This window comes from Rhizobium sp. NPDC090279, from assembly GCF_044769665.1.
Lineage (GTDB): Bacteria > Pseudomonadota > Alphaproteobacteria > Rhizobiales > Rhizobiaceae > Rhizobium.
Genome location: NZ_JBIVYI010000003.1, coordinates 280,150 through 305,744, shown reverse-complemented (window position 1 = coordinate 305,744; position 25,595 = coordinate 280,150). Strand labels below are relative to the sequence as shown.

Annotated in this window: 26 protein-coding genes; 16 read left to right on the top strand and 10 right to left on the bottom strand. The window is 61.7% G+C overall.

Annotated elements, in window-relative coordinates; genetic code table 11:
• The first annotated feature begins 42 nt into the window (after window positions 1-42).
• Entirely contained in the window at window positions 43-507 is a 465-nt protein-coding gene (ptsN, locus tag ACIQWP_RS09475) for a PTS IIA-like nitrogen regulatory protein PtsN (RefSeq protein ID WP_015338601.1), read from the top strand.
• 287 nt (window positions 508-794) lie between these two features.
• Here the strand turns inward: ptsN and grpE are convergent, their stop codons facing one another.
• Window positions 795-1,436 (bottom strand): nucleotide exchange factor GrpE, encoded by a 642-nt coding sequence (gene grpE / locus ACIQWP_RS09470; protein ID WP_402785389.1) that lies wholly within the window; start codon window positions 1,434-1,436, stop codon window positions 795-797.
• A gap of 215 nt (window positions 1,437-1,651) precedes the next feature.
• On the opposite strand from grpE, the gene ACIQWP_RS09465 reads away from it, so the two are divergent.
• Entirely contained in the window at window positions 1,652-2,086 is a 435-nt protein-coding gene (locus tag ACIQWP_RS09465; protein ID WP_402785386.1) for a GFA family protein, read from the top strand.
• 9 nt (window positions 2,087-2,095) lie between these two features.
• Here ACIQWP_RS09465 and hrcA read toward each other — a convergent pair whose 3' ends face one another.
• Complete coding sequence (gene hrcA / locus ACIQWP_RS09460; protein WP_402785383.1) at window positions 2,096-3,184, bottom strand: heat-inducible transcriptional repressor HrcA; 1,089 nt, start codon at window positions 3,182-3,184, stop codon at window positions 2,096-2,098.
• Window positions 3,185-3,356: 172 nt separating this feature from the next.
• On the opposite strand from hrcA, the gene rph reads away from it, so the two are divergent.
• Genes rph through hemW form a run of 4 tightly spaced genes read left to right on the top strand, consistent with a single transcriptional unit; the run spans window position 3,357 to window position 6,369 of the window.
• Window positions 3,357-4,073, top strand: a complete 717-nt coding sequence (rph, locus tag ACIQWP_RS09455) for a ribonuclease PH (protein ID WP_402785380.1) — start codon at window positions 3,357-3,359, stop codon at window positions 4,071-4,073.
• Window positions 4,074-4,084: 11 nt separating this feature from the next.
• Complete coding sequence (locus tag ACIQWP_RS09450; RefSeq protein ID WP_402785377.1) at window positions 4,085-4,501, top strand: VOC family protein; 417 nt, start codon at window positions 4,085-4,087, stop codon at window positions 4,499-4,501.
• Between the two features lie 11 nt (window positions 4,502-4,512).
• Entirely contained in the window at window positions 4,513-5,157 is a 645-nt protein-coding gene (gene rdgB, locus ACIQWP_RS09445) for an RdgB/HAM1 family non-canonical purine NTP pyrophosphatase (protein ID WP_402785374.1), read from the top strand.
• A 36-nt stretch (window positions 5,158-5,193) separates the two neighbouring features.
• Window positions 5,194-6,369: a radical SAM family heme chaperone HemW gene (hemW, locus tag ACIQWP_RS09440; RefSeq protein ID WP_402786096.1), complete on the top strand. Its 1,176-nt coding sequence runs from the start codon at window positions 5,194-5,196 to the stop codon at window positions 6,367-6,369.
• 105 nt (window positions 6,370-6,474) lie between these two features.
• Here hemW and ACIQWP_RS09435 read toward each other — a convergent pair whose 3' ends face one another.
• Complete coding sequence (locus ACIQWP_RS09435; protein WP_402785371.1) at window positions 6,475-7,398, bottom strand: DMT family transporter; 924 nt, start codon at window positions 7,396-7,398, stop codon at window positions 6,475-6,477.
• A 154-nt stretch (window positions 7,399-7,552) separates the two neighbouring features.
• Here ACIQWP_RS09435 and gcvA point away from each other — a divergent pair, with 154 nt between their 5' ends.
• Window positions 7,553-8,449 (top strand): transcriptional regulator GcvA, encoded by an 897-nt coding sequence (gene gcvA / locus ACIQWP_RS09430; RefSeq protein ID WP_402785368.1) that lies wholly within the window; start codon window positions 7,553-7,555, stop codon window positions 8,447-8,449.
• A gap of 88 nt (window positions 8,450-8,537) precedes the next feature.
• On the opposite strand, the gene dnaA is transcribed toward gcvA, so the two are convergent.
• The 4 genes from dnaA to mutM form a co-directional block, all read right to left on the bottom strand.
• Entirely contained in the window at window positions 8,538-10,088 is a 1,551-nt protein-coding gene (gene dnaA, locus ACIQWP_RS09425; protein ID WP_402785365.1) for a chromosomal replication initiator protein DnaA, read from the bottom strand.
• A gap of 871 nt (window positions 10,089-10,959) precedes the next feature.
• Window positions 10,960-11,235 (bottom strand): 30S ribosomal protein S20, encoded by a 276-nt coding sequence (gene rpsT, locus ACIQWP_RS09420; protein WP_004108374.1) that lies wholly within the window; start codon window positions 11,233-11,235, stop codon window positions 10,960-10,962.
• Window positions 11,236-11,428: 193 nt separating this feature from the next.
• A complete protein-coding gene (locus tag ACIQWP_RS09415) occupies window positions 11,429-12,202 on the bottom strand; it encodes an enoyl-CoA hydratase (protein WP_402785360.1) in 774 nt (257 codons plus the stop codon).
• 34 nt (window positions 12,203-12,236) lie between these two features.
• Window positions 12,237-13,127: a bifunctional DNA-formamidopyrimidine glycosylase/DNA-(apurinic or apyrimidinic site) lyase gene (gene mutM, locus ACIQWP_RS09410; RefSeq protein WP_402785357.1), complete on the bottom strand. Its 891-nt coding sequence runs from the start codon at window positions 13,125-13,127 to the stop codon at window positions 12,237-12,239.
• Window positions 13,128-13,373: 246 nt separating this feature from the next.
• On the opposite strand from mutM, the gene ubiE reads away from it, so the two are divergent.
• The 9 genes from ubiE (at window position 13,374) to ACIQWP_RS09365 (ending at window position 24,353) form a co-directional block, all read left to right on the top strand.
• Entirely contained in the window at window positions 13,374-14,150 is a 777-nt protein-coding gene (ubiE, locus tag ACIQWP_RS09405; RefSeq protein WP_402785354.1) for a bifunctional demethylmenaquinone methyltransferase/2-methoxy-6-polyprenyl-1,4-benzoquinol methylase UbiE, read from the top strand.
• Window positions 14,151-14,275: 125 nt separating this feature from the next.
• Window positions 14,276-15,850 carry a 2-polyprenylphenol 6-hydroxylase gene (ubiB, locus tag ACIQWP_RS09400; RefSeq protein ID WP_402785351.1) on the top strand — a complete coding sequence of 525 codons (1,575 nt, stop codon included), beginning with the start codon at window positions 14,276-14,278 and terminating at the stop codon, window positions 15,848-15,850.
• A gap of 182 nt (window positions 15,851-16,032) precedes the next feature.
• On the top strand, window positions 16,033-17,616 hold the full coding sequence (locus ACIQWP_RS09395; protein WP_402785348.1) for an aromatic amino acid lyase: 1,584 nt from the start codon (window positions 16,033-16,035) through the stop codon (window positions 17,614-17,616).
• A 27-nt stretch (window positions 17,617-17,643) separates the two neighbouring features.
• Window positions 17,644-19,029 (top strand): dihydroorotase family protein, encoded by a 1,386-nt coding sequence (locus ACIQWP_RS09390; RefSeq protein WP_402785345.1) that lies wholly within the window; start codon window positions 17,644-17,646, stop codon window positions 19,027-19,029.
• A complete protein-coding gene (locus ACIQWP_RS09385) occupies window positions 19,026-20,300 on the top strand; it encodes a Zn-dependent hydrolase (protein WP_402785342.1) in 1,275 nt (424 codons plus the stop codon). Before ACIQWP_RS09390 ends, ACIQWP_RS09385 begins: the two co-directional genes overlap by 4 nt.
• A 3-nt stretch (window positions 20,301-20,303) precedes the next feature.
• Window positions 20,304-21,404, top strand: coding sequence for a DUF917 domain-containing protein (locus ACIQWP_RS09380; RefSeq protein ID WP_402785339.1), 1,101 nt, complete (start codon window positions 20,304-20,306; stop codon window positions 21,402-21,404).
• A gap of 18 nt (window positions 21,405-21,422) precedes the next feature.
• Window positions 21,423-21,752, top strand: a complete 330-nt coding sequence (locus ACIQWP_RS09375; RefSeq protein WP_402785336.1) for a TfoX/Sxy family protein — start codon at window positions 21,423-21,425, stop codon at window positions 21,750-21,752.
• Window positions 21,753-21,951: 199 nt separating this feature from the next.
• Window positions 21,952-23,613, top strand: a complete 1,662-nt coding sequence (locus ACIQWP_RS09370; RefSeq protein WP_402785333.1) for a urocanate hydratase — start codon at window positions 21,952-21,954, stop codon at window positions 23,611-23,613.
• A 71-nt stretch (window positions 23,614-23,684) separates the two neighbouring features.
• Window positions 23,685-24,353 (top strand): spermidine synthase, encoded by a 669-nt coding sequence (locus tag ACIQWP_RS09365; RefSeq protein ID WP_402785330.1) that lies wholly within the window; start codon window positions 23,685-23,687, stop codon window positions 24,351-24,353.
• 8 nt (window positions 24,354-24,361) lie between these two features.
• On the opposite strand, the gene ACIQWP_RS09360 is transcribed toward ACIQWP_RS09365, so the two are convergent.
• From ACIQWP_RS09360 to ACIQWP_RS09350, 3 genes are read right to left on the bottom strand one after another with little or no spacing between them, the layout of a single operon-like run.
• Window positions 24,362-24,766: a GFA family protein gene (locus ACIQWP_RS09360; RefSeq protein WP_402785327.1), complete on the bottom strand. Its 405-nt coding sequence runs from the start codon at window positions 24,764-24,766 to the stop codon at window positions 24,362-24,364.
• Entirely contained in the window at window positions 24,766-25,254 is a 489-nt protein-coding gene (locus ACIQWP_RS09355) for an SRPBCC domain-containing protein (protein WP_402785324.1), read from the bottom strand. The genes ACIQWP_RS09360 and ACIQWP_RS09355 overlap by 1 nt, the downstream gene beginning before the upstream one ends.
• Window positions 25,238-25,579, bottom strand: coding sequence for an ArsR/SmtB family transcription factor (locus ACIQWP_RS09350; protein WP_402785321.1), 342 nt, complete (start codon window positions 25,577-25,579; stop codon window positions 25,238-25,240). Before ACIQWP_RS09350 ends, ACIQWP_RS09355 begins: the two co-directional genes overlap by 17 nt.
• Window positions 25,580-25,595: the final 16 nt, after the last annotated feature.

Here is a 25,595-nt window from a genome sequence, read left to right as displayed (position 1 = left end):
CTTGCCCGTCATCGGCTCTCGGCGACACGAAGGATAACGAGAATGGCATTGGCAGATTTGCTACAACAAGATGCGATCATCCCCGCCTTGAAGGCAAATTCCAAAAAACAACTGCTTCAGGAGCTGGCAGCCAAAGCCTCCAAACTGACCGGACTGCCGGAGCGCGAAATTTTCGACGTCGTGCTGCAGCGCGAGCGCCTGGGCTCTACCGGAGTCGGCAACGGCATCGCCATTCCGCACGGCAAGCTTGCCAGCATCAAGTCCATCGCCGGCATTTTCGCGCGCCTTGAAGCGCCTGTCGATTTCGAGGCGCTGGATGACCAGCCTGTCGATCTCGTCTTTCTGCTCCTCGCGCCCGAGGGCGCAGGCGCGGACCACCTGAAGGCATTGTCGCGCATCGCCCGCGTTCTGCGCGATCAGGATCTGGTCGCCAAGCTCCGCGCCACCGATTCCGCCTCCGCCATCTACGCATTCCTCAACGAGGAGCAGGCATCCAACGCCGCCTAAAGCGCGTCGCGATCTTTCAGATTCGCTCCGGGCGTTTAGGTCTTTGATCTTGCGCATGTCGTTGTCGCAAAACCGCTGCACGCTTTCGCGCGACATGCTTTGACGGACTGAATCGCATCGGACCAAGGCAAAAATAAGAGCCGGAAGATCTCAGATCATCCGGCTCTTTTCTTTTGCTGCCGTAGCGGTTCGCGAAATCGACGAACCGCTCTGTTTCTTCGTTCTCGCGCAATTCCGGGCGGAAAAACGCCGCGCGTTTTTCCTGGAATTACTCAAACAGAAAAGGATCAAGCGTCCTTTTCGTCGAGCGGGCTGTTGGCGCCCTGCTCGGTCGTTTCGACGATCTTCGGGCCGCCCTTGGCAACGCCGACCATGGCCGGGCGCAGAACGCGGTCGCCGATGGCAAAGCCGGCCTGCACGACCTGGACGACCGTGTTGTTCGGCACCTCGGAATTGGGCACTTCGAACATGGCCTGATGGAAATTGGGATCGAACTTCTGTCCGACCGGCTCGAGCTGGCGCACGCCATGGCGTTCGAGCGCCGAGAGCATGGACCGCTCGGTCATCTCGACGCCTTCGATCAGCGTGTTCAGGCCGGCATCGGCGCCGGCGCGAGCATCAGCCGGAATGGCGTCCAGCGTGCGGCGCAGATTGTCCGCCACCGAGAGCATGTCGCGGGCAAAGCTTGCCACGGAATAGGATTTTGCGTCCTTCACGTCGCGCTCGGTGCGGCGACGGAGGTTGTCCATCTCGGCAGCAAGGCGCAGGTAGCGATCGCGCAGTTCGCCATTCTCGGCCTTCAGCAGCTCAACCGGATCTGGCTGAGACGGTTCTGCCGCATCGACGGTTTCGGCTGCATCCTGCGCGAAATCCGCTGAAGTGTCGGCCGCCGTGGCGTCAGGGCCGTTTTTTGTTGTTTCGTCGGTCATGACGGTCTCCGAATTGCTTGGTCTTACGATGTGCCCGATATCGAGGTTTGGCCGGAAAAAATCAAGGCTTTGTCGAGAAGAACCGCCAATTCGCGGCTTTACGGCGGCGGCAACGTGCCTCCCCGCTCCTTGATGCCACTCGTGACGTCGACTGTTCAACCCTCCTCCCCAGTAGTATGCTGAATTGCATCTCAGCACAGAGTGGGGTGACATCAATGTCTAATGGCAAATCCCTTTCAGGCAAGTGTTTCTGTGGCGCAGTGGAAATTGCCGTCGACGGCGAGCCAATGGCGATGGGTTATTGCCATTGCGACTCCTGCCGGGAATGGTCGGCGGGACCGGTCAATGCCTTCTCGCTCTGGCCGCCGGAAGCCGTTCACGTCACCAAGGGCGCGGACAAGATCGGCAGCTACCAGAAAACCGAAAAGAGCGTGCGCAAATGGTGCACGGTCTGCGGCGGCCATCTTTTGACAGAGCATCCGCCGTGGGGCGTCACCGACGTCTATGCCGCCGTCCTTCCCACCCTCGAATTTCAGCCGGCAGTCCACGTCAATTACGAGACAACCGTGCTTCACCTGAGAGACGGGTTGCCGAAGCAGAAGGATTTTCCGGCAGAGATGGGCGGATCGGGGATGCTCCTTCCCGACTGATCCCAGCCATCACATCCCCGGTCGGGTCAGCCGCGAGATCAGCTGGGCCGTATAATCGACCATGGGTACGATGCGCGCATAGTTCAGCCGTGTCGGACCGATGACTCCGACTGCGCCGACGATGCGATCGTCGTCGTCGCGATAGGGCGCAACTATGAGCGAGGAGCCCGACAGCGAGAAGAGCTTGTTTTCCGAACCGATGAAGATACGCACGCCCGGCCCGCTTTCGGCGAGATTGAGGATCTCGATCAAGCTGTCCTTCTTTTCCAAATCGTCGAAAAGCAGGCGCAACCGATCCAGATCCTCGGCGCCGCCGATCTCGGCCAAGAGATTGGAGTGGCCGCGCACGATGAGCTGCGTCGGCTTGCCGTCGTCATCGCCACCAGACCAGACAGCAATGCCGCGCTCGACCAATTCATGCGAAAGACTGTCCAGTTCCTTTCGCACGCTTTCCTTGAGGCTCTGCAATTGCCGCCGCAATTCCGGCATCGTCTGGCCGGTCATGTGGGCATTCAGGAAGTTGGCAGCTTCCGTCAGCTGCGACGAGGTCGTGCCGGCCGGCAGTTCGATGATGCGGTTTTCGACCTGATCGTGATCGCCGACGAGCACGGCAAGCGCCTTGGTCGGCTCCAGCCGAATGAATTCCACGTGTTTCAGCACCGGATCGCTCTTGGAGGTGATGACGAGGCCGGCACCGCGCGAAATGCCCGACAGCACGCGGCTTGCCTCCGACATCATCGATTCCATCGGCTGGTCGCGATTACTGCCACGCACCTGCCGGTCGATATTGGCGCGATCCTCGGCCGAGAGATCGCCGACCTGCATGAAGGCGTCGACGAAGAAGCGCAGGCCCACCTGGGTCGGCAATCGGCCGGCGCTCACATGCGGCGAATAGATGAGCCCAAGCTCTTCCAAGTCGCTCATCACATTGCGCACGGAAGCCGGCGACAAGGACATGGGCAGCAAGCGGGAGAGATTGCGCGAGCCCAGCGGCTCGCCATTTTCCAGATAGCCTTCGACGATGCGACGGAAGACTTCCTTGGAGCGTTCGTCCAGTGCAGCAATGACATCCGAGACCGACGATGTCGTGAATACCATTTCGCTGTCAGATCCATTCCGTTGAGCCTTGGGCAAAATATAATCATTTGGTTAGCAATGGCAAAAGGGAAAAATGCTGCGGCCGCCGCCCAGAGGCTCCCCAGCCTGCTTTTCCTTTGCAAATGCGGCCTGTGGGTCGTAGAAGCGGTCAACGAACATTCAGGAGAGTGGAATGCGGCCTTCAGGCAGAAAAACCGACCAGATGCGCAAGGTATCGTTCGAGCGCAATTTTTCCAAGCATGCGGAAGGCTCCTGCCTGGTCAAGTTCGGCGATACGCACGTGCTCTGCACGGCAAGCCTGGAAGACAAGACGCCGCCATGGCTGCGCAACAGCGGCAAGGGCTGGGTCACGGCCGAATACGGCATGCTGCCGCGTGCGACCGGCGAGCGCATGAAGCGCGAAGCCGCAGCCGGAAAGCAGGGTGGCCGCACGCAGGAAATCCAGCGCCTGATTGGCCGGTCGTTGCGCGCCGTCGTCGATTTGAAAGAGCTCGGCGAACGTCAGATCACCGTCGATTGCGACGTCATCCAGGCCGATGGCGGCACACGCACGGCATCGATCACCGGCGGCTGGATCGCGCTCTACGACTGCTTGAAGTGGATGGAAAGCCGCAACATGGTCAAGGTCGACCGCGTGCTGAAGGATCACATCGCCGCCATCTCCTGCGGCATCTTCGCCGGTCAGCCTGTCATCGATCTCGACTACCTTGAGGATTCTTCGGCCGAGACCGACGCCAATTTCGTCATGACCGGCAAGGGCGGCATCGTCGAGATCCAGGGAACCGCCGAAGGCGCCCCCTTCAGCGAAGAGGAATTCGCCACGCTGATGCATCTTGCCAAGAACGGCATTGCCGAACTGGTGGATCTGCAGAAGCAGGCCATCGCCTGAGGATATTTTGAATGGCTGACCCGGCCCTCGCAGGCGTCCTCGAAACCGCACTCTATGCGGACGATCTCGATGCGGCTGAAGTCTTTTACGGAAGCATACTCGGACTGCAGAGGATTTCGCGTGGCGGCAACCGCCATGTCTTCTATCGTTGCGGGCCGGGCGTCCTGCTGATCTTCAACAGCGAGGAGACCGTGAAGCCGCACGAGCCGGGCGCCCTACCCGTGCCGCCGCATGGCACGAAGGGGCATGGTCACGTCTGCTTCCGCCTCGACAATGACGATATCGAAGCGATGGCGCGGAAGCTGAAGGCTGCCGGTGTCGATATCGAAGCCGATTTTCACTGGCCGAACGGCGGCCGATCGATCTATTTCCGCGATCCGGCCGGCAACAGCCTGGAATGCGCCGAACCCCGCATCTGGGGCCTCTGACAGGACAGCACATGCGCAAGCTCGATACCAAGACCATCGTCGTCGCCAGCCATAATGCCGGCAAGATCCAGGAAATCCGCGACCTGATCGGCCCGCTGGGTTTTGCTGCCAAGTCCGCCGCCGATCTCAATTTCATCGAACCGGACGAGACCGGCACCACCTTCGAGGAAAATGCCACGATCAAGGCGCTGGCCTCCGCGCAGGCTTCGGGCTTGCCGGCACTCTCGGACGATTCCGGTCTGGTCATCGATCCGCTTGGCGGCGATCCCGGCGTTTATACCGCCAACTGGGCCGAAACGGCCGACGGCACGCGCGATTTCGCCATGGCGATGCGGAAGGTCGAGACGGCGCTGGAAAGGGCTGGCGCGACCTCGCCGGAAAGCCGCACGGCGCGCTTCGTCAGCGTGCTCTGCCTGGCATGGCCAGACGGGCATACCGAGCTTTTCCGCGGCGAAGTCGAAGGTACCGTCGTCTGGCCGCCGCGCGGGACGCAGGGCTTCGGCTACGACCCGGTCTTCCAGCCCGAGGGATACGAGACCACTTTTGGCGAAATGAGCGCCGAAGAGAAGCATGACTGGAAGCCCGGCGATCAGCAGGCGCTCTCGCATCGCGCCCGGGCCTTCAAGGTCTTTGTCGAAACCTGCCTGGAGGCGTAAGCTTAGTTCGTGGAAATCGTGGATACTGAGGACCTGATGCGCGGAGCGCAATTGCTGCCCGATACCGGCGAACCCGGTTTCGGCGTGTACGTGCATTGGCCTTTTTGCGCGGCCAAGTGTCCCTATTGCGATTTCAACAGCCACGTCCGCCATCAGCCTGTCGATCAGGAGCGTTTCGCCGCCGCCTTCCTGAAGGAAATGGCGACGATGCGGATGATCAGCGGCCCGAAGACGGTGACCAGCGTCTTCCTTGGCGGCGGCACGCCATCGCTGATGAAGCCTGAAACGGTCGGCGCGATCCTCGATGGCATCGCCAAGACCTGGCATGTGCCCGATGGCATCGAAATCACCATGGAAGCCAATCCATCGAGTGTCGAGGCGGAGCGCTTTCGCGGCTATCGCGCCGCCGGAGTCAATCGCGTCTCCATGGGCGTGCAGGCGCTGAACGACCGCGACCTGAAATTCCTGGGCCGTCTGCACAATGTCGAGGATGCGCTGAAGGCGATCAGGCTGGCGCGCGAGATTTTTCCGCGCATGTCCTTCGATCTCATCTATGCCCGCCCGAACCAGACCGTCGAGGAATGGGAACGAGAACTGAAGGAGGCGATCTCCTATGCGGTCGATCACCTCTCGCTCTATCAGCTGACGATCGAGGAAGGCACGCCCTTCTACGGCCTCCACAAGGCCGGCAAGCTGATCGTGCCCGACGGCGACCAATCGGCGCTGCTCTACGAGGCGACGCAGGAAATTACCGAACGCGAGGGCATGCCTGCCTACGAAGTCTCCAATCATGCCCGTCCCGGCGCCGAAAGCCGGCACAACCTGACCTACTGGCGTTATGGCGATTATGCCGGCATCGGCCCCGGTGCCCATGGTCGCTTAACCCAGGGACCGCAGAAGCTCGCGACCGCCACCGAGCGCAAGCCGGAAAGCTGGCTCGAGATGGTCGAGCGCGACGGCCACGGCATGATCGACCAGGAAATGCTTGGTTTCGACGAGCAGGCCGACGAACTACTGCTGATGGGACTGCGGCTCAGGGAAGGCGTCGATCTCGCCCGCTGGCAGCAGCTTTCCGGCCGCGATCCCGATCCGCAGCGCGAGGCGTTTTTACTGGAACACGGTTTCATAGAGCGGATCGGCAATTCCCGCCTGCGCTGCACACCTTCGGGAATGCTGGTTCTCGACTCGGTCGTCGCCGACCTCGCCTGTTAGTCACCTCCCTCTTGAGGGGGGAGGTCGCCGCAGAGCGGCGGGTGGGGGTGATCCCCCAAAACCAATCGAGGCTTCAGCGTTTACCCAGATCACCCCACCCCGGCACTACGTGCCGACCCTCCCCCTCGAGGGGAGGGTGAAAAGACGTCCGTCAATCGCCGCAAGGCCGACCGCGATCATCGCCATGCCGATGAAATGCTTCATCTGCAGGTCCTCGCCGAGAACGAGTGCGCCGAGCAGGATGGCGCTGACGGGAATAAGGAAGGTCACCAGCATCAGGTTGGTGGCGCCGGCTGTCGCGAGGATGCGGAAGAACAGCACATAGGCGACGGCGGTCGACAGGATGGCCAGACCGGCGAGAGCGAGCCAGGCCTCGGTCGAGGGCATTGCCAGCGTCCAGGGGCGATCGACGAAGAGCGCGATCGGCAAAAGCAGTATGGCCGAGCCCGTCACCTGACCGGCGGCAGGAATGATCGGCGCCAGCCCCATGCGGCGGAACCGCCGGCCGAATATGCCGGCCAGCGAATAGGAGAAGGCCGCGCCCAGCACGGCGAGCTGCGCCAGCACGTTGGAACCGAGGCTTGCGAGCACCGAAGGGCCGATCATCAGGGCCACGCCGACAAAGCCGACGATGACGCCGATCAGGCGATTGCCGGTCATCTTCTCATCCTCCGTCAGGACATGGGCGACGACAACGGCAAAGAGCGGCGTGGTAGCGTTGAGGATCGAGGCGAGGCCGCTGGCAATATGGGTCTGGCCCCAGACGATCAGCAAAAACGGGATGACGTTGTTGAGGAAGCCCATGCCGAAGAAGGCGAGCCAGGTCTTACGGTCTCTCGGCATGGAAAGCCCGGTGGCGCGCACGATGACATGCAGGGCAATGGCGGCGATTGCAACTCGCGCGGTGACAATGGTGAAGGGCGGGAGTTCGCGCACCAGAATACCGTTGAACAGGAAAGAGCCGCCCCAAAGGATCGATAGCCCCACCAACATGCCCCACTCGGCTACGCCCATGGATTTCTGCGACATGAGATCATCTCCAACGTATTCAATTGAGTTCAACTTACTGGTTGTTTGGCGTGGCATCATTGCCAACCATCAGAATTATTGCGATAATCTCGCGATATAGAGGCTCTGACAAACGAGTCTTTTTCGAATTATGATTTAGCTGAGCTCAATCATCATGGATCAACTGCCATCCCTTTCGGCGCTACGCGCCTTCGAAGCATCAGCCCGGCATCTCAGCATGACGCTGGCTGCAAACGAGCTGCATGTGACGCCGGGCGCCATCAGCCTGCAGATCCGTGATCTCGAAAGCGCGCTCGGCGTCCGCCTTTTCGAGCGACGGCCCCGCAGTCTCGCCCTGACGACGGATGGTGCCGAATATTTCGCAACGATGCGGACGGCTTTCCGGCTCATCCGCGAGGCGACGGCAGCACTGGCGATGCGCTCGAAGGATACGGTGCTGACCGTTACCTGCACCGCCGGCTTTGCCACGCATTGGCTGGTGCCTCGGCTGCGACGCTTCGAGGAGGCGCATCCCGATATCGATCTGCGCATCAGCGCTTCCTATCGGATGATGGATTTCCAGCGAGATGGGATCGACATTGCCATTCGCCACGGCCTCGGCGGCTACGAGGGGCTGGCAAGCGAGAGATTTCTCGATGACGAATATGTTCCGGTCTGCACGCCGGAGATGGCGGCGGCACTTGGCCCCTCCCCTGCGGTCGACGATCTAGCCGCCCTGACGTTGATCCACGATGTCTATCGGCGCGACTGGGAGCTCTGGCTGCAGGCCGTCGGAGCAACGCGGGTGGATGCCATGCACGGGCCTGTCTTCACCGACGGCATGGGCGCCTACCACGCCATGAAGGCAGGGCTCGGCATCGCCCTGATGCGCCGGTCCTTCGTGGAGCAGGAATTGGCGGACGGCACGCTCATCACGCCCTTCCCGACCGGATTTGCGAGTGCGCTTGCCTATCACCTTGTCTATCAGCCGGGCGCACTGGAAAGGCCGGCGATCGCGGCACTGCGCGCGTGGCTGTTTTCCGAGGTCTCGCGCACAACGCCGCCTGCGTAGGCGTGCTTGGTCTCAGGTTATCACTCAAAAAGGAACGGCCGGCGGTTAAGCCGGCCGTGGAATATGCAACGAATGCCGCTTACGAGGCTTACTCGTTGATGAGGCGCTTCAAAAGCTCGATCTCGTGCGACAGCTTGCTATCGCCGGAGATCAGCTCCTCGATCTTGCGCACTGCGTGCAGCACCGTCGTATGATCGCGGCCGCCGAAGCGACGGCCGATTTCCGGGAAGGACCGCGGCGTCAGCGTCTTCGACAGATACATGGCGATCTGGCGCGGCTTGACGATGACGCGGGTGCGGCGATTGGAAACCAGCTCCTGGCGCGAGACATTATAGTGACGTGCGACGATACGCTGGATGTCCTCGATGCGGACGCGGCGCGGTTCGCCGGAGCCGACCAGATGTGCAAGCAGTTCGTCGACGCGCTCGACCGTCAGGTTTGGCTCGAAAGAACGACGGAAGATGAGCTGATTGAAGGCTCCTTCCAGTTCGCGGCCACTCGCCGTGACATTACGGGCGACATGCGAGAGGAGTTCGGCCGGAATTTCCAGCGATGGATCTTCCAGGCGCGCTGCTTCCAGCCGGCGCTTGAGGATTTCGAGGCGCATTTCATAGTCCGGTGCCTCGACTTCGATCGCCACGCCGCCTTGCAGGCGCGAACGGACGCGCGGATCGAGCGATTCCAGCTCCCAGGGAGCGCGATCGGCAGCGACGACCACCTGCTTGGCGCTGTCGAGCAGCATGTTCAAGAGATGGCAAAACTCGTGCTGGATCATCTTGCCCTGCAGGAACTGCATGTCGTCGATGATGAGCAGATCGATATTGCGCAGCGAATCCTTCAGCGTCAGCGCGTCATTGTCGCGGATCGCGGTTGCGAAGCGCCACATGAAGTATTCCGCCGTAAGATAGACCACGCGCAAGCCGCGCGGATTCTGCACGGCTGCATTGGCGATCGCCTGCAGCAGATGCGTCTTGCCGAGACCCACCGTCGCATGAACGAAGAGCGGATTGAAGCGCACGGCGCCAGAGCCGGCTTCAGCGATGGTCTTTGCCGCGGCAAGGCTGACGCGGTTCGAACCGCCTTCGACGAAGGTATCGAAGGTGAAGCGAGAATCGAGCGGAGAGCCAAAGAGCGGCATACCCGCCGTTGCCGGCCGTGCGGCCGCAGCTGCACTTACGGCCTGGGCAGCGATCTGGCCCGCCGGCTGAGCCGAGGTGCGACGGATCGGGGCGACAGCTGCTTGATCCGGCACCACAGGTTGCTCATTGACGCTTGGCTTCGCGCCCTGCCGGGTCGCGGTGCGCACCAGAATTTCGACTTTGAGAATCTCGGCATCTTCCGCCTGGAACAGACTGGTGATCAGATCGAGATAGCGATTGTTGATCCAGGATTTCAGAAAAGTCGTCGGAACCGTAAGGCGAACGACGCTCTTCGATACCGAATGGAGCTTCAGCCGTGCAAACCAGCTGGCATAAACATCGGGTCCGACCTGAGCCTTCAAGCGCGCGCTGACGCGCTCGAACAAATTACTTTGCGCCACGCCGTCCTTTTCCCCCGCCGCTTCTAAGCAAACCGCACCGAACGCCTGCGCATTGTCCCCATTCTCCAACGCACCCGTCGTCCTCGTATGTATCTGCATATAGTGCCGCCTTCCACAGTCTCTTTATAGGGCGAAAGCAGTTCACTGCCGCCCTTGGTTCTTCGCCATGGCATGACAATCGCGCTCGTTGTCCCAAGCTGCGCCGCATACCGGTTCATCAGCCACGCCCGGCCAGCGGGCTTTACAGGAACACTGTGGCGAAAACCGCTCTTTCAAGCAGTCGTCGTCCCGGCGTCTGTAACCGGAGCATCAATCGGCCCTCGTATTCCGACTGTTGCCCCAACGGCTGTCAATTTTTCTCCCCTCCCCACAGCCGCGCCAATGACTTAGGCTGCAAAGGACAGACAAGCTTCCTCGTTCCGCAAGCGCTGCCGCTTCCGGTTTTTACTCGTCAACTGTTTGAAAAAACGGAACTGAACCGCTCCGTCACAAGAGACAAAACCACCCACACCGCCGTTACTGACAGTGTTTTGCCGAAGCCGTTAAGGTGAGATCCGCGCCCCTTGTTGAAAAGCATTTAGGCAGGATCGCAGGCAGATATCAACGATGAATTTTACACAAAATTAAGAGGCAGCCATTGACTCGGGAGGCCATTTTTGACTGTCACAAGCCCTTCAAAAAAGAATCGCTGTTGAATCAAAGAGATTCCCACCGAGCGCGATTCCCACAGCTTTCAAAAGAAAAAAAATAAAAAATCCCTTGACTCAGTTGTGAGCCGGCAATGCGTCATGCAGATCACCCAGCGCTGAGATATCCTGCTGTAAGCCTTTGTTTTCAAATGTATATTTCTGTCACGTCAATGACATGATAGGCTAGTCAATTTTGGCAATGCGGCAATTTTTTGGCAGAATCCAAAAAGCCCGGCACAAGGGCCGGGCTTAAGACTAACGATTAAATCGTTAAGGAAAAATTACGCGGTCGGGGCCGAAAGGGCCTTCACACGCTTGGCAAGACGCGAAACCTTGCGGGAAGCGGTGTTGGCGTGAAGCACGCCCTTGGTGGCTGCGCGAGCCAATTCCGGCTGGGCGGCAACGAAAGCTGCCTTTGCGCGATCTGCATCACCCGATGCAATGGCTTCTTCGACCTGGCGAACGAACGTGCGAACGCGCGAGCGACGAGCCTTGTTGACGTCGGTGCGGCGGGCGATCTTGCGGGTCGCTTTTTTCGCCGAGGTAGTATTGGCCATGTATGCCTCTCTTAGAATTCGAACAAAACTCCATCGTTGCAGCGCGGGCCCTGCGGCCACTTCATCCAGCAATGCGGGAGCAATTGCGGAAAACCAGAGCGGCTTTCCAAACTGTGGCGGGCATATAGCCGGAATGAGCCCCGGCGTCAACGCGGATTCTCGCCAAACCCGCGTAATTCCGGATTCCCGGTACTTAGCGGTTCTTGAAGGCCGGCTTGCGCTTTTCGACGAAGGCGGCCATGCCTTCCTTCTGGTCCTCCGTGGCGAACAGGCTATGGAACAGACGGCGCTCGAAACGCAGGCCTTCCTCAAGCGTGGTTTCCAGGGCGCGGTTGACCGCCTCCTTGGCCATGAGCACGGATGGATGCGAGAACGACGCGATCCTGGCTGCAGCGGCCAGTGCCTCGTCCAGCAGCTTGTCCGCCGGCACAACGCGCGCCACCAGGCCCGAACGCTCGGCTTCCGCCGCATCCATCATCCGCCCGGTCAATATGAGATCCATGGCCTTGGCCTTGCCGACGGCGCGCGTCAGGCGCTGCGAACCGCCCATGCCGGGGATGACGCCAAGCGTGATTTCCGGCTGGCCGAACTTGGCCGTCTCCGATGCTATGATGAAATCGCACATCATCGCCAGTTCGCAGCCGCCGCCAAGCGCAAAGCCGCTGACCGCCGCGATGACGGGCTTGCGTGCCTTGGCGATGTCATCCCAGCCGCTGAAGAAGTCCTTCTTATAGGCGTCGACGAAATCGAGCGACTGCATTTCCTTGATGTCTGCGCCAGCGGCGAAGGCCTTTTCCGAACCGGTGAGCACGATCGCGCCGATGGCATCATCGAGGTGAAGGTCGCCGTAGGCCTGCTTCAGCTCTGAAAGCACGGTGGAGTTCAGCGCGTTCAGCGCCTGCGGCCGATTGATGCGGACGAGGCCGACGGCCCCATGTGTTTCGACGATGAGGGTTTCGTAAGCCATTTCTCTCTCCCTTTAGTCAATGTTGGCCCTTCAATCAGCCTTGGCAGGCGGCGCAATAGAAAGAAGAGCGCCCTGCCTGGACGATGCGACTGACCGTACCGCCGCAACCGGGCGTACTGCAAGGCTGCGCTTCACGATCGTAGACGGAAAAGGAATGCTGGAAATAGCCGAGCGAGCCGTCTGTCTGGATATGATCCCGCAGCGACGAGCCACCGGCCGCGATCGCATCGGCGATGACCTCGCGGATGGCGTCGACCAGCATCCGTAGCGCCTCGGCCGGCTTGCCGGCATCCGTGACCAGCGTGCCGGCGGCGCGCAGCGGCGACAGATGGGAGCGCCACAGCGCCTCGCACACATATATATTGCCGAGACCGGCGATATTCTTCTGATCGAGCAGTGCGCTCTTCAGCGGCTGCGCCTTGCCGGCAAAACGCCTAGCCAGGTAATCAGCATCGAGTTCATTGCCTGTCGGTTCCGGGCCAAGGTCTCGGAAGAACGGGTGGCTCGCCATATCGACCCGCTTCATAATATCCATGAAGCCGAAGCGGCGGGGATCATTGTAGATGACACGCGCATCGTCGCCGATCCCCGACAGATGGAAGACGACATGATCGTGTTTCTCGTCTTTCGAACGCGGATGATGGAAGGCTCCGGGGGTGTCGGCCGCAGCCCCCGCCTCGACACGGAACGAACCCGACATGCCGAGATGCGCGATGATCGTCTTGCCGTCATCGAGATCGATCAGCAGGTATTTGGCGCGGCGAGACAGCGACGTGATGCCGCGCCCGGAAACATGCCCAGCGAAATCGACCGGGAAGGGAAAGCGCAGATCGCCGCGGCGCAGCTCCAGCGCCTTGAGAACAGCACCTTCCATGGAAGGCGCCAGCCCGCGTCTGACGGTTTCGACCTCTGGTAATTCCGGCATGGCTATCCATCTTTATGTTTCAACCGCTTATGATCTGAGCTATAGCCCAAGGCATTGCGGCTGGTGATCAAGCTGATGAGATAGCGTGGCAAACGCGATTTCGCTATGGTCCGCCGCTGAATACTGCGTAACTCCTTAAATCGGAATCGATTTAAGGATAAAATTATGCAGCAAATTTGAAGTGCTGCAGCGACCTTTGCGCGCCACATATGACGCGCGGCGCTGTAATGTAACGGAGTTGAGCCGATGGCAGACAGCCGCACCTCCGCCGATGGCGGCATGGAAACATCCTATGGCTTCCGCGAAGTAGCCGATGGCGAAAAGCAGGGCCTCGTCAACGAGGTGTTCCACAAGGTCGCCAAGCGCTACGACGTCATGAACGATGTGATGTCCATGGGCATGCACCGCGCCTGGAAGGATGCAATGGTTGCGGCGCTCAACCCGCGCAAGGAGGCCGCCTACAAGGTGCTTGACGTGGCTGGCGGCACCGGCGACATCGCCTTCCGCATCGTCGAGGCATCGAACCGGCTGGCGCATGCGACCGTGCTCGACATCAACGGCTCGATGCTCGGCGTCGGTGCCGAACGTGCGGAGAAGAAGAAGCTTTCAGACAACCTCACCTTCGTCGAGGCGAATGCCGAGGAACTGCCCTTCGAGCCGAACTCGTTCGACGCCTATACGATCGCCTTCGGCATCCGCAACGTTCCCCGCATCGACGTGGCGCTGAAGGAAGCCTATCGCGTGCTGAAGCGCGGCGGCCGGCTGCTGGTGCTCGAATTCTCCGAAGTCGACCTGCCGCTGCTCGATCGTGTCTATGACACATGGTCGTTCAACGCCATTCCGAAGTTCGGCAAGGCGATCACAGGCGATGCCGAGCCCTATCAGTATCTGGTGGAATCGATCCGCAAGTTTCCGAACCAGCAGGACTTCGCATCCATGATCCGCGAGGCCGGCTTTTCGCGCGTGAGCTTCACCAATTATACCGGCGGCATCGCCGCGCTGCACTCCGGCTGGAAGCTCTGAAGCATGATGTCGAGCCATGTGATGCGGCTGACGGCCTCCGCTTTCCGGGACCTTGAGGCGCTATCTTTTTGTTTCGACGCAATTCCTGACGAAAAACCGCTGCGCACTTTTCCTGGAATTGCTCTATGAGTGCTTTCAGCGCATATTTCGGCCTTGTCCGGGTCGGCTGGGTGCTCGTGCGCGAAGGCGTGGTCATGGCACTGCCATCGGAAGGGCTGCCGCCCTCCGTCAGCCTCGCCAAATCCTTCGTCAGCATCTTCGCCCGCAGGAAGGCGAAGAGCCAGGCCCGCAGCGACCGGCTCGCCCAGGCAGTCGAGCGGCTCGGGCCGTCCTATGTGAAGATCGGCCAGTTCCTGGCAACGCGTCCGGATGTCGTCGGCGTCGACATGGCCAACGACCTGTCGAAGCTCCAGGACCGGATGGCCTTCTTTCCGCATGAAACGGCAACGGCCGCCATCGAGGCCTCGCTCGGCCGGCGGATCGACGATCTCTACACCAGCTTCGGCGCACCGATCGCGGCTGCTTCCATAGCGCAGGTGCATCCGGCCGAAGTCGAGACGGCGGAAGGCCGTAAGCGCGTCGCCGTCAAGGTGATCCGGCCGGGGGTACGCCAGCGTTTTTCCAACGATATCAGGGCGATGTATCTCGTCTCTCGGCTACAGGAGCGCTTCATGCCCTCCAGCCGCCGCCTTCGGCCGGTGGAAGTGACCAAGACGCTCGAGCAGACCACGAAAGTCGAGATGGATCTGCGGCTGGAGGCAGCCGCGCTCTCCGAGATCGCCGAAAACACCGAAAGGGACCCGGGTTTCCGCGTTCCGAAGGTCGATTGGGAACGTACCGGCCGCGACGTCATCACCATGGAGTGGATCGACGGCGTGAAGATGTCCGATGTCGATGGCCTGAAGGCTGCCGGACACGATCTCAACGTACTCGCCGATACGCTCATCCAGTCCTTCCTTCGCCATACTCTGCGCGACGGCTTCTTCCATGCCGACATGCATCCCGGCAATCTCTTCGTTGATGCCGCTGGCATGATCGTCGCCGTCGACATGGGCATCGTCGGTCGCCTCGGCCGAAAGGAACGCCGCTTCCTCGCCGAAATCCTCTACGGCTTCATCACGCGCGACTATCTTCGTGTCGCCGAGGTGCATTTCGAGGCCGGTTATGTTCCCGCCCACCACAATACGGAGAGTTTCGCCCAGGCGATCCGCGCGATCGGCGAGCCGATCCACGGCCAGCCGGCCGAAACGATCTCGATGGGCAAGCTTTTGACCCTACTCTTCGAAGTGACCGAGCTCTTCGACATGGAGACGCGGCCTGAGCTGGTCATGCTGCAGAAGACCATGGTCGTGGTCGAAGGCGTGTCGCGCATGCTCAATCCGCGCTTCAACATGTGGAAGGCTTCGGAACCGGTCGTCGGCGACTGGATTCGCAACAATCTCGGCCCGAAGCGGATCATGACCGATCTGCGGGATGGTTTGAAGGCGGCTGTGAAGCTTGCAGAAGCGGCACCCGAAATCGCCGCCAAGACCGAGAAATTCCACCACGAACTCCTGCATATGAGCGAAAACGGCCTGCGTTTCGACCCGCAGACGGCGGAAGCGATCGGCAAGTCCGAGGCCAAGCACAGCCGTTCCGGCCGCTTTGCGCTGTGGGTGATCGCGCTGACGCTGCTCTATATCGCCTGGCATCTGAGCTAGGCCGCAAAGCTCCTCCAAGGTTTCGCCTCCCCTAGGTCATGTCCCCGTGCAAACATGGAGTTGCGCGACGGCCGGACTCGCCTCAAAATTCAGCATATGCCACCTATCGAGGTGTTCGCCATTTGGGATATCCCATTGGCGATAAGGCTCGCATAGCCTTGCGAAAAAGGAGAACAAGAGACATGGAGCGTCAGAGAGCCGGCATCGAACTCACCGGGCAGCCCCTTGGGTTCAGCGACCTGGTGCGGATCGGAGCGGGCGCCGCCCTGCCCTCGGCATCGGAAAGTGGCATGGCGCGCGTGCGTCTGGCGCGAAGCGTTCTTGAAAACACAATCGAATCCGGTCAGCCCGTCTACGGCTCCACGACGGGCGTCGGCGCCATGAAGGATGTCGAGTGGTCTCCGGAAGATCTCGACGCCTTCAATCTCGGCCTCGTGCGCGCCCACCATTTCGGCACAGGCGCGCCCTTCTCCATGTCCGTCGTCCGCAATGCCATGGCGATCCGGGTCAATACAGCTTTGACCGGCAAGGTCGGATGCTCGCAGGAGCTGATCCATGCCTATCTGGAACTGCTTGGCGCCGATGTCATTCCCGTCGTCAGGCGCACCGGCTCGATCGGCTGCGCCGATATCGGCCTGATGGGACAGATCGGCGCCGTTCTGACTGGCGTCGGCGAAGCTGTCTATCGCGGCCGCCGCATGCAGGCTGCCGATGCCTTCGATGCTGCCGGCATCGCTCCTGTCAGGATGCTGCCGCGCGACAGCCTGGCCTCGCTCAGCGTCAATGCCGTCAGCTTCGCCGCCGCTGCGGAAACCACCCGCAACGCCGCTTCCTCGATCCGCGTGCTGCTTGCCACCGGCATGATGGCCGCCGGCGCGCTCGGCGCCTCGCGCGATCCCTGGATTGCCGTGCGCCATGTCGGCACCGCCCGCGAAGCCTTGATCGGGGCGTGGCTGTGCAACGCCTCGGACGAATGGCCCTGGCCCGTCGCAACCCATGTGCAGGACCCGCTGAGCCTGCGGATGATCGCCCAGGTTTTCGGCGCCGTCATCGAAAACCTTTTGACTGCCGGCCACAAGATTCTCGCCGCCACCGGCCGCTCGGACGACAATCCGGTCATCGTCGACGGACGCGTCATGACATCGGGCGGCTCGCTGCCGCTGGATGTCACCATTCTACTTGAAGGTGCGCTGATCTGCATGGCGCATGCCGCCCGCAATGCTTTCAACCGCTGCGTCCTGCTCGGCAATGGACAGCGGCGTGGCCTGCCGGTCAATCTCGTGCCGGATGGCCGGATCGCCACCGGCTTCGGCCCGATCATCAAGCTTGCCGGCGAGATTTTCTCGCGCGTGCTCTCCATGTCCAATCCGGTCTCGGCGCAGTCGCTGGTCGTCGCGGCTGGCATGGAGGATGAGGCCGCCTTCCTGCCGCTGGTCATCGAGCGCTTCGAACGGCAGATGCGGGCGCTGAAGCGCCTGGCCGCACTTGAGGCCCTGCTTTCGGCCCAGGCGATGGATATTCTTGGCGACAAGCCGGAAGGTGTCGCGCGCATGCTCTATGACGTCGTGCGCAAGCATGCGGATTTCTATGTGATCGACCGGCCGCTGTCAGCCGAAGTCGAGGCGATCGAAGAGGAATTGGCGTCCGAGGCCTTCGTTTCGGAAATGATCGCCCACAAGCCGATCCTGGCCTATGATGACTTCTTCGCGCTCGGCTCGCTGGAGCGGGTCGAAGAGCGGCTTTATCACGACACTGTTGCTATCTGAACCAACCGACGAGCGGAGAGACTGTACATGGCCGATTTCGATCTTGTTCTGCAAGGCACCGTGGTTTTGCCCGAACGTATCGTGGAAGCCGGCTACGTCGCCGTGCGTGACGGCAAGATCGCCGAGATCGGTGTCGGTGTCCCGCCGGCGGCACGCGAACGGCATCTGCTCGGCAAGGCGCTGATCCTGCCCGGCGCGATCGATGCGCAAACTCACTCCCTGTCCCAGAAGGATCAGGAGGATTTCATCTGGTCGACGCGCTCGGCGGCGGCCGGCGGCGTCACCACCATCGTCGACATGCCCTATGACGAAGGTAATCTCGTCTGCTCGGCTGAATCCCTAAAGAAGAAGATAGACCATGCTTCTCCGCAAGCGCGCGTCGACTTCGCCCTCTATGGCACGATCGACCCGGAAGAAGGCCCGGCGCGCATAGCGGAAATGGTCGAGGCCGGTGTCGCCGCCTTCAAGTTCTCCACCTTCGGCACCGACCCCAAGCGTTTCCCGCGCATCCCGCCTGCCCTGCTCGACGCCTGCTTTGCGGCGATTGCGCCGACGGGGCTGACCGCCGGCGTCCACAACGAAGACGATGAAGCCGTCCGCACCTACATGGAACAGGTCAAGGCAAGCGGCGTCACCGACTATCGCGCCCACGGCCTTTCCCGCCCGCCGATCACCGAGCTGCTCGCCATGCACACGATCTTCGAGACGGGCGCCGACACCGGCTGCCCGGCCCATGTCGTGCATTGCTCGCTCGGCCGCGGCTACGACATCGCCCGCGCCTATCGCCGCGACGGCTTTGAAGCGACGGTCGAATGCTGCATCCATTACCTGACGCTCGACGAGGAAAACGATGTGCGGCGTCTCGGCGGCAAGGCGAAAATTAATCCGCCGATCCGCCCACGCGCCGAAGTGGAAACCTTGTGGCGCAAGGTGGCGGAAGGCAATGTCTGGCTCGTCTCGACCGACCATGTCAGCTGGTCGGAAAACCGCAAAACCAATCCGGACATGCTGGCAAACGCTTCCGGCGTGCCGGGACTGGAGGTCATGGTGCCGCTCTTCGTCAAGGGTGCCCTGGAGCGCGGCGTATCGCTCACTTGGGCCGCGAAGCTGATGGCCGAGAATCCGGCTAAGCATTTCCGTCTCGATCATATCAAGGGCGCGCTGACGCCGGGCAAGGATGCCGATATCGTCGTGCTGGAACCGCGCGAAATGGTTTACGACGCGGCGGCGAGCGGCAACAACGTCGTCGGCTGGAGCCCCTATAACGGCATCCGCCTGCCCTGGACTGTGTCGGCCGCCTACCTTAGAGGCAAGCAGATCACCGAGGGACAGAAGGTGCTGGCCGAACCCGGCTCCGGCAGCTTCGTGCGTCCCTTGCCTCGTCAAGTTCTTGCCGGAGATGCAGCCCGATGACCGACCCCAAGCGCCACAACCTTCCCGTCAACGCCGACCGTATCGCTGAAGACATCGATGCGCTAGCCGGCATTACCGAGCCGGGCCATCCCTGGACGCGCCGCGCCTTTTCGCCGCTCTTCCTGGAAGGGCGCGCCTATATCGACGCACGGATGAAGGCGGCAGGACTTGAGACGCGCATGGATGCCGCCGGCAATCTCATCGGCCGGCGCGCAGGCGCAAAGCCGGGCCTCGGTACGATCCTTGTCGGTTCGCACTCCGATACCGTTCCCGATGGCGGGCGCTTCGACGGCATTGCAGGCACGATTGCTGCACTTGAAGTCGCTCGCTCCTTGAAGGATCGCGGCATCGAGCTTGACCATGATCTGGAGATCGTCGATTTCCTGGCTGAGGAAGTCAGCATCTTCGGCGTCTCCTGTATCGGCAGCCGCGGCATGACCGGGCAGATCCCCGAGGCATGGCTTAGCCGCATGAGCGGCGACCGCACGCTTTCGCAGGGCATTGCCGAGGTCGGCGGCGACCCTTCGGTGCTGCTCGCCCAGAAGCGACCGGATCTCGCCGGCTTCCTGGAGCTGCATATCGAGCAGGGACCGGTGCTGGAAGCCGAGAACAAGGATATCGGCATCGTCACCGCGATCGCCGGCATCACCCGTATCGAAATCACCGTGGAAGGCCGCGCCGACCATGCCGGCACGACGCCGATGGATCGCCGGGCGGATGCGCTGGTGGCAGCCTCGCAATTGGTCCTCGACATTCGCCAACGCGCCGCCGAACAGGCAAGGACGCCGGGCCATTTCGCCGCAACCGTCGGCGAATTCCGCATCGAGCCGAATGCCGCCAATGTCGTGCCGTCCAAGGTCGTGCTTTTGATCGACGGCCGCGCCGAAATCCGCAGCGACATGGAAGACTTCCTCGCCTGGATCGAGGGCGAGGTGAAGACCATCGCCGCCGATTATGGCGTGACAATCAATCCTCCGCTGCGCGTCTCCGACAACATGCCGACCCCCGGCGCTCCGGTGCTGCTCGAAACGCTCGAGCGCGCCTGCGAGACGGTCGGCGCCAAGCATCGCCGCATGGCTTCCGGTGCCGGCCACGACACCGCCTGGATCGCCAAGGTCGCCCCTGCCGCCATGATCTTCGTGCCCTGCAAGGAAGGCCGCAGCCATTGCGCCGAGGAGTGGGCCGAGAATGACGACATCGCCATGGGCGCCGCCGTTCTCTTCGAAGCGGTGCGCGACATGGACAAGAACCTCAAACAGAACCGGGAGTAGCCAATGGGACGCGTACTCGTTGCCAAGGATGTGGAAGCGGCCGTCAAGGGTGGCTCCGTTTATGCCGCTGGCGGTGGCGGTTGGGCCGATCACGGCCGCATGCTCGGCTATGCGGCCGTCAATGTCGGCAAGCCGGAGCTGGTGTCGATCGACGAATTGAACGACAACGACTGGATCGCCACGGCCGCCGCCATCGGCGCGCCGGCCTCCACGACCCCCTGGGAAATGCAGGGCATCGACTACGTGAAAGCTGCGCAGCTGCTGCAGGACGAGCTTGGCGAGAAGCTTTCCGGCCTGATCATCGGCCAGAACGGCAAGTCCTCGACGCTGAACGGCTGGCTGCCATCGGCGATCCTCGGAACCAAGGTGGTGGACGCGGTGGGTGACATCCGCGCCCATCCTACCGGCGATATGGGCTCGATCGGCATGGCGGGTTCGCCCGAGCAGATGATCCAGACCGCCGTCGGCGGCAACCGCGCCGAAAACCGCTATATCGAACTGGTCGTGAAGGGCGCAACGGCGAAGATCTCGCCGATCCTGCGCGCCGCATCCGACCAGTCCGGCGGCTTCATCGCCTCCTGCCGCAACCCCTTGCGCGCTTCCTATGTCCGCACGCATGCGGCGCTCGGCGGCATTTCCATGGCGCTTTCGCTCGGCGAAGCGATCATCGAGGCGGAAAAGAAGGGCGGCAGCGCGGTCATCGACGCCATCTGCAAGACCACCGGCGGCCATATCCTGGCTGAAGGCACGATCACCAAGAAGGACGTCGTTTACACGAAGGAAGCCTTCGACATCGGCACCGTCACGGTCGGCAGTGGCGACAAGGCCGTCGTCATGCATGTGATGAACGAGTACATGGCCGTCGAGGATACCGGCGGCAAGCGGCTGGCAACCTTCCCCTCCGTCATAACAACGCTATCGCCGGAAGGCGAGCCCTTGAGCGTCGGCCAGCTGCACGAAGGCATGAACGTCTTCATCCTGCATGTGCCGATGGACATCATTCCGCTGTCTGCCAGCGTGCTCGACCCCACCGTCTATCCCTCCGTCGAGAAGGCCATGGGCATCGAGATCGCGAAATACGCGCTGGCCGGCAAGAAGAGCTGACGAACGCAGGAGGCTTGAATGGCCCGTGACGCCGGTCTCGAGGAATTGCTGAGAGAAGAACTCGGGGAGCGCCCCGGGCTCAGCGAAAAGGCGATGTTCGGCGGCTGGGCCTTTCTGCTCAACGGTCATCTGATGTGCGGCGCCCGTGTCGATGGAATGCTGATCCGCCTTGGCAAAGGTAACGATGCCTGGGCGCTGAAGCAGCATGACGTCAAAACCATGTTGATGGGCGGCCGCGAAATGAAGGGATGGCTGCGTGCCGGGCCGGAAGCCTATGGCAACGACATGTTGCGCAAACGGCTGCTTCTGGCCGCGCTGGACTTCGTCGAAGGCCTGCCGCCGAAATGAACGAGTATTCCTCTCCTCCCCAGCGGGGAGAAGATGTCCGCAGGACAGATGAGGGGGTGAGCGACGAAGGAGCGAACGTCTGAGCGAAAGCGAAGACGGCATATGCCGCGCCTCCCCCTCATCCGGCCCTTAGGGCCACCTTCTCCCCGAGGGGAGAAGGGAGACCACCACCAACAAAGAAAACAGGGAAGGGAAATCCATGCCGAAAGCCAATCCACGTCACCCGAAATTCCCCATTCCGGGCGGCCCGGAGCTGCGTGCCAAGGGCTGGCGGCAGGAGGCCCTGCTGCGCCTGCTCGAAAACGTGCTCTCCGTTGGCGAAGACCCGGACAATCTCATCGTCTATGCCGCGCTCGGCAAAGCCGCCCGCAACTGGGCGGCGCATAAGGGCATCGTCAAGGCGCTGACGGAAATGGATGAGAACCAGACCCTGCTCATCCAGTCCGGCAAGCCGATCGGCCTCATCCGCACGCATGACAAGGCGCCGCTCGTCATCATGGCGAATTGCAACATCGTCGGGCAATGGGCAAAGGCCGAGGTGTTCTACGAACTGCAGCGCAAGGGCCTGATCTGCTGGGGCGGCCTGACGGCCGGCGCCTGGCAATATATCGGCAGCCAGGGCGTGATCCAGGGCACCTATGAAATCTTCATGCGCATCGCCGAGCGCCGCTTCGGCGGCGATCTTTTCGGCCGTTTCGTGCTGACGGCCGGCCTCGGCGGCATGGGCGGCGCACAGCCGCTCGCCGGCCGCATGGCTGGTGCCGCCATCCTCTGCGTCGACATCGATGCCGAGCGCGCCAGGAAGCGCCAGGAAATCGGCTATCTGCAGGAAATCGCGCCGGATCTCGATTCAGCGCTGGCGATGATCGACGCTGCGGTCAAGGAAAAGCGGGCGCTTTCCGTCGGCCTCGTCGGCAATGCGGCCGAAATCTATCCGGAGATCGCACGGCGCGGCATCGTGCCCGATATCGTCACCGACCAAACCTCGGCCCACGATCTCGTCTATGGCTATGTACCGAAGGGCATGAGCCTCGCACAGGTGAAAGACCTGCGCGACGACGGCCAGGGCCAGCTGATGGCAGCCAGCCGCGCATCGATCGTCGAGCATGTGAAGGCGATGCTGGACTTCCAGAAGAAGGGTTCCGAAGTCTTCGACAACGGCAACCTGATCCGTACCCAGGCGAAGGAAGGCGGCGTCGCCAATGCCTTCGATATCCCGATCTTCACCGAAGCCTATCTGCGGCCCCTCTTCTGCCGCGCCATCGGTCCGTTCCGCTGGATGGCGCTTTCGGGCGAGGAAAGCGATATCGCCCGCATCGACGATCTGCTCTTGGAAATGTTCCCGGACAACAAGATCGTCACCAACTGGATCAGGCTCGCCCGCGAGCATGTGCCCTTCGAGGGCCTGCCGGCGCGTATCGCCTGGCTCGGCCATGGCGAACGCACCGAACTTGCCCGCCGCGTCAACGAGCTTGTCGCAAGCGGCGAACTCAAGGGCCCGATCGCATTTTCGCGCGACCACCTCGATGCCGGCGCCATGGCGCACCCGAACATCATGACAGAAGGCATGAAGGACGGTTCCGACGCTATCGCCGACTGGCCGCTGATCGACGCGATGATGCTCTGCTCGTCCATGGCCGACCTCGTCGTCGTCCATTCCGGCGGCGGCGGCTATGCCGGCTACATGACGAGCTGCGGCGTCACCGTGGTCGCCGATGGCACGGCTGCGGCCGACGAACGGCTCGACCATGCGCTCACTAACGACACGGCGCTCGGCGTCATGCGATACGCCGATGCCGGCTATGAAGAAGCGCTGGACGAAGTTGCGAAAAAGGATGTGCCCTATATCCGTCTGGGATAGGCGCGTCTGTTCTTGGCGACATTGAAAGACTATGGTCCCGGGCAATTATTGACAAGTTTTGAGAGTTGCCCGTGATCCCCTGGACCTTGCTTGATACCGCGAAAATCCCTGGCGGCGGCGAGCTGCGCTTGAAGCAGCGCGGCCAGGAATTTTCCATCATGCTCGGCACCAACGAGCTGATGAATAGCCGCCTGAGCGGCTCGGAGCGCGCGCTTGCCACGCTTTCCTGTGAGAAGATCAAGGGCCGGAAAGCACCGCACATACTGATCGGCGGCCTCGGTATGGGCTTTACCTTGCGCGCGGCACTCGGCGAACTCGCTGCCGACGCCAAGGTGACGGTCGCGGAGCTCGTTCCGGCTGTCGTGACCTGGGCACGCGGGCCGATGGCAGCGATCTTCGACGGCTGCCTCGACGATGCGCGCGTTGCCATCCATGAAGGCGATGTGCGTCCGCTCATCCGTGCCCGCAAGGCGACATACGATGCTATCCTGCTCGATGTCGACAACGGGCCTGACGGCATTACGTCGGAAGCCAATGACGGGCTCTACGATTATCAGGGCCTGAAGGCCGCCCATAACGCGCTGCGCGCTGGCGGCATCCTCGCCGTCTGGTCTTCCGGGCCCGATGAGCGCTTCACGAAACGACTGCGCGACAGCGGTTTTGCGGCCGAGGTGGTCAACACGCGCGCCAATGGCAAGACAGGCGCGCGTCACGTCATCTGGTTGGCTACCAAGGGCTAAGCCTCGCGCTAAAGATAGCGCGTTTCCTCCGGCGCCCTGTCGAAATGGTCATCGCGGCCGTCGAAGTACCCTACAGGCAGCGAGGCCAGTTCCTCGTCGCTGGCATCGTCCAGGCAACTGATGCTGATCGCATAGAACTTGCCGCCGAGTGCCGGATTTTCCCCTTGGTTGAAGGAGCTGATGCCACAGGTCTTGCAGAAGAGATGGTGCAGGATACGCGGGCCGAACTGATATTCGCTGATGTTGCCTTCGCCCGAGGTCAGACGGAAATCGGCGGGTGTGGCGACGGCCAGCCAGTTGCGCTTCTTCTTGCAGATCGAGCAATTGCACTTGAAGGTCCCGCCCTGCAGGTCGAGATCGGCTTCGTAGCTGACGGCGCCGCAATGGCAGCTGCCATGATAGGTCTTCTTCATCACTCCAATCCTTCCCTTGAGGTGGCTTCCGCATAGGCGACATATTTGTCGAGAGCCTGCTCCCAGCCGCCGGTCTGCAATCTCAATTCGGTATCGTCGGGCAGTTCGACCTTGCGGAAGACGAGACGCGTCCTCTCGCCAAGCTCTTGAAACTCCACGGTCACCTGCATGGTATGCTCGGGCTTGCCCTCGTGGTTTTCCCAGGCGAAGGTGAAGACGAGGCGCTCGGGGGGTACTATCTCGAGATAACGGCCATGGCTCCAATATTCCCGGCCTTCTGCCGTGAGGATGCAGTGCCGCCAAGCTCCGCCTTCGCGCAAATCCACCGAGACGGATGAGGCGGTCGTGGTCTGCGGTCCCCACCAGCGCATCAGATGCTCCGGTTCCGTCCAGAGACGAAACAGCAGGGCACGTGGCGCGGCAATGTCGCGTGTCAGCACGATCTCGCGTGGCGGGCGCATGCTGCCGCCCTCAGTTGCTGGGGTCATTCTTTCCTCCCTTTTGCAATAGGGCCGCATAGGCTTCCAGGCGATCGAGATTGTCGTTCCAGAACTGTCTGTAACTCTCCAGCCAATCATCTACCTGCCGGAGCGGCTTCGGCTCCAGCCGGCAGGGCCGCCATTGCGCCTCCCTCCCCTTCGAGATCAGGCCGGCCTTTTCCAACACCTTCAGATGCTTGGAGACGGCGACCAGCGACATGTCGAAAGGTTCGGCCAGTTCGGAGACGGATGCCTCGCCAGTCGCCAATCGCGCCAGGATTGCCCTGCGGGTCGGATCGGCAAGAGCCGAGAGGGTCATGCTCAAAGTATCCATGCGGATCATTAAACCA

What these genes read in the sequence shown, in the direction of transcription:
- ptsN (WP_015338601.1), top strand. Translation starts at nt 43, where the DNA reads ATGGCATTGGCAGATTTGCTACAACAAGATGCGATCATCCCCGCCTTG.
- grpE (WP_402785389.1), bottom strand. Translation starts at nt 1,436, where the DNA reads ATGACCGACGAAACAACAAAAAACGGCCCTGACGCCACGGCGGCCGAC.
- ACIQWP_RS09465 (WP_402785386.1), top strand. Translation starts at nt 1,652, where the DNA reads ATGTCTAATGGCAAATCCCTTTCAGGCAAGTGTTTCTGTGGCGCAGTG.
- hrcA (WP_402785383.1), bottom strand. Translation starts at nt 3,184, where the DNA reads ATGGTATTCACGACATCGTCGGTCTCGGATGTCATTGCTGCACTGGAC.
- rph (WP_402785380.1), top strand. Translation starts at nt 3,357, where the DNA reads ATGCGGCCTTCAGGCAGAAAAACCGACCAGATGCGCAAGGTATCGTTC.
- ACIQWP_RS09450 (WP_402785377.1), top strand. Translation starts at nt 4,085, where the DNA reads ATGGCTGACCCGGCCCTCGCAGGCGTCCTCGAAACCGCACTCTATGCG.
- rdgB (WP_402785374.1), top strand. Translation starts at nt 4,513, where the DNA reads ATGCGCAAGCTCGATACCAAGACCATCGTCGTCGCCAGCCATAATGCC.
- hemW (WP_402786096.1), top strand. Translation starts at nt 5,194, where the DNA reads ATGCGCGGAGCGCAATTGCTGCCCGATACCGGCGAACCCGGTTTCGGC.
- ACIQWP_RS09435 (WP_402785371.1), bottom strand. Translation starts at nt 7,398, where the DNA reads ATGTCGCAGAAATCCATGGGCGTAGCCGAGTGGGGCATGTTGGTGGGG.
- gcvA (WP_402785368.1), top strand. Translation starts at nt 7,553, where the DNA reads ATGGATCAACTGCCATCCCTTTCGGCGCTACGCGCCTTCGAAGCATCA.
- dnaA (WP_402785365.1), bottom strand. Translation starts at nt 10,088, where the DNA reads ATGCAGATACATACGAGGACGACGGGTGCGTTGGAGAATGGGGACAAT.
- rpsT (WP_004108374.1), bottom strand. Translation starts at nt 11,235, where the DNA reads ATGGCCAATACTACCTCGGCGAAAAAAGCGACCCGCAAGATCGCCCGC.
- ACIQWP_RS09415 (WP_402785360.1), bottom strand. Translation starts at nt 12,202, where the DNA reads ATGGCTTACGAAACCCTCATCGTCGAAACACATGGGGCCGTCGGCCTC.
- mutM (WP_402785357.1), bottom strand. Translation starts at nt 13,127, where the DNA reads ATGCCGGAATTACCAGAGGTCGAAACCGTCAGACGCGGGCTGGCGCCT.
- ubiE (WP_402785354.1), top strand. Translation starts at nt 13,374, where the DNA reads ATGGCAGACAGCCGCACCTCCGCCGATGGCGGCATGGAAACATCCTAT.
- ubiB (WP_402785351.1), top strand. Translation starts at nt 14,276, where the DNA reads ATGAGTGCTTTCAGCGCATATTTCGGCCTTGTCCGGGTCGGCTGGGTG.
- ACIQWP_RS09395 (WP_402785348.1), top strand. Translation starts at nt 16,033, where the DNA reads ATGGAGCGTCAGAGAGCCGGCATCGAACTCACCGGGCAGCCCCTTGGG.
- ACIQWP_RS09390 (WP_402785345.1), top strand. Translation starts at nt 17,644, where the DNA reads ATGGCCGATTTCGATCTTGTTCTGCAAGGCACCGTGGTTTTGCCCGAA.
- ACIQWP_RS09385 (WP_402785342.1), top strand. Translation starts at nt 19,026, where the DNA reads ATGACCGACCCCAAGCGCCACAACCTTCCCGTCAACGCCGACCGTATC.
- ACIQWP_RS09380 (WP_402785339.1), top strand. Translation starts at nt 20,304, where the DNA reads ATGGGACGCGTACTCGTTGCCAAGGATGTGGAAGCGGCCGTCAAGGGT.
- ACIQWP_RS09375 (WP_402785336.1), top strand. Translation starts at nt 21,423, where the DNA reads ATGGCCCGTGACGCCGGTCTCGAGGAATTGCTGAGAGAAGAACTCGGG.
- ACIQWP_RS09370 (WP_402785333.1), top strand. Translation starts at nt 21,952, where the DNA reads ATGCCGAAAGCCAATCCACGTCACCCGAAATTCCCCATTCCGGGCGGC.
- ACIQWP_RS09360 (WP_402785327.1), bottom strand. Translation starts at nt 24,766, where the DNA reads ATGAAGAAGACCTATCATGGCAGCTGCCATTGCGGCGCCGTCAGCTAC.
- ACIQWP_RS09355 (WP_402785324.1), bottom strand. Translation starts at nt 25,254, where the DNA reads ATGACCCCAGCAACTGAGGGCGGCAGCATGCGCCCGCCACGCGAGATC.
- ACIQWP_RS09350 (WP_402785321.1), bottom strand. Translation starts at nt 25,579, where the DNA reads ATGGATACTTTGAGCATGACCCTCTCGGCTCTTGCCGATCCGACCCGC.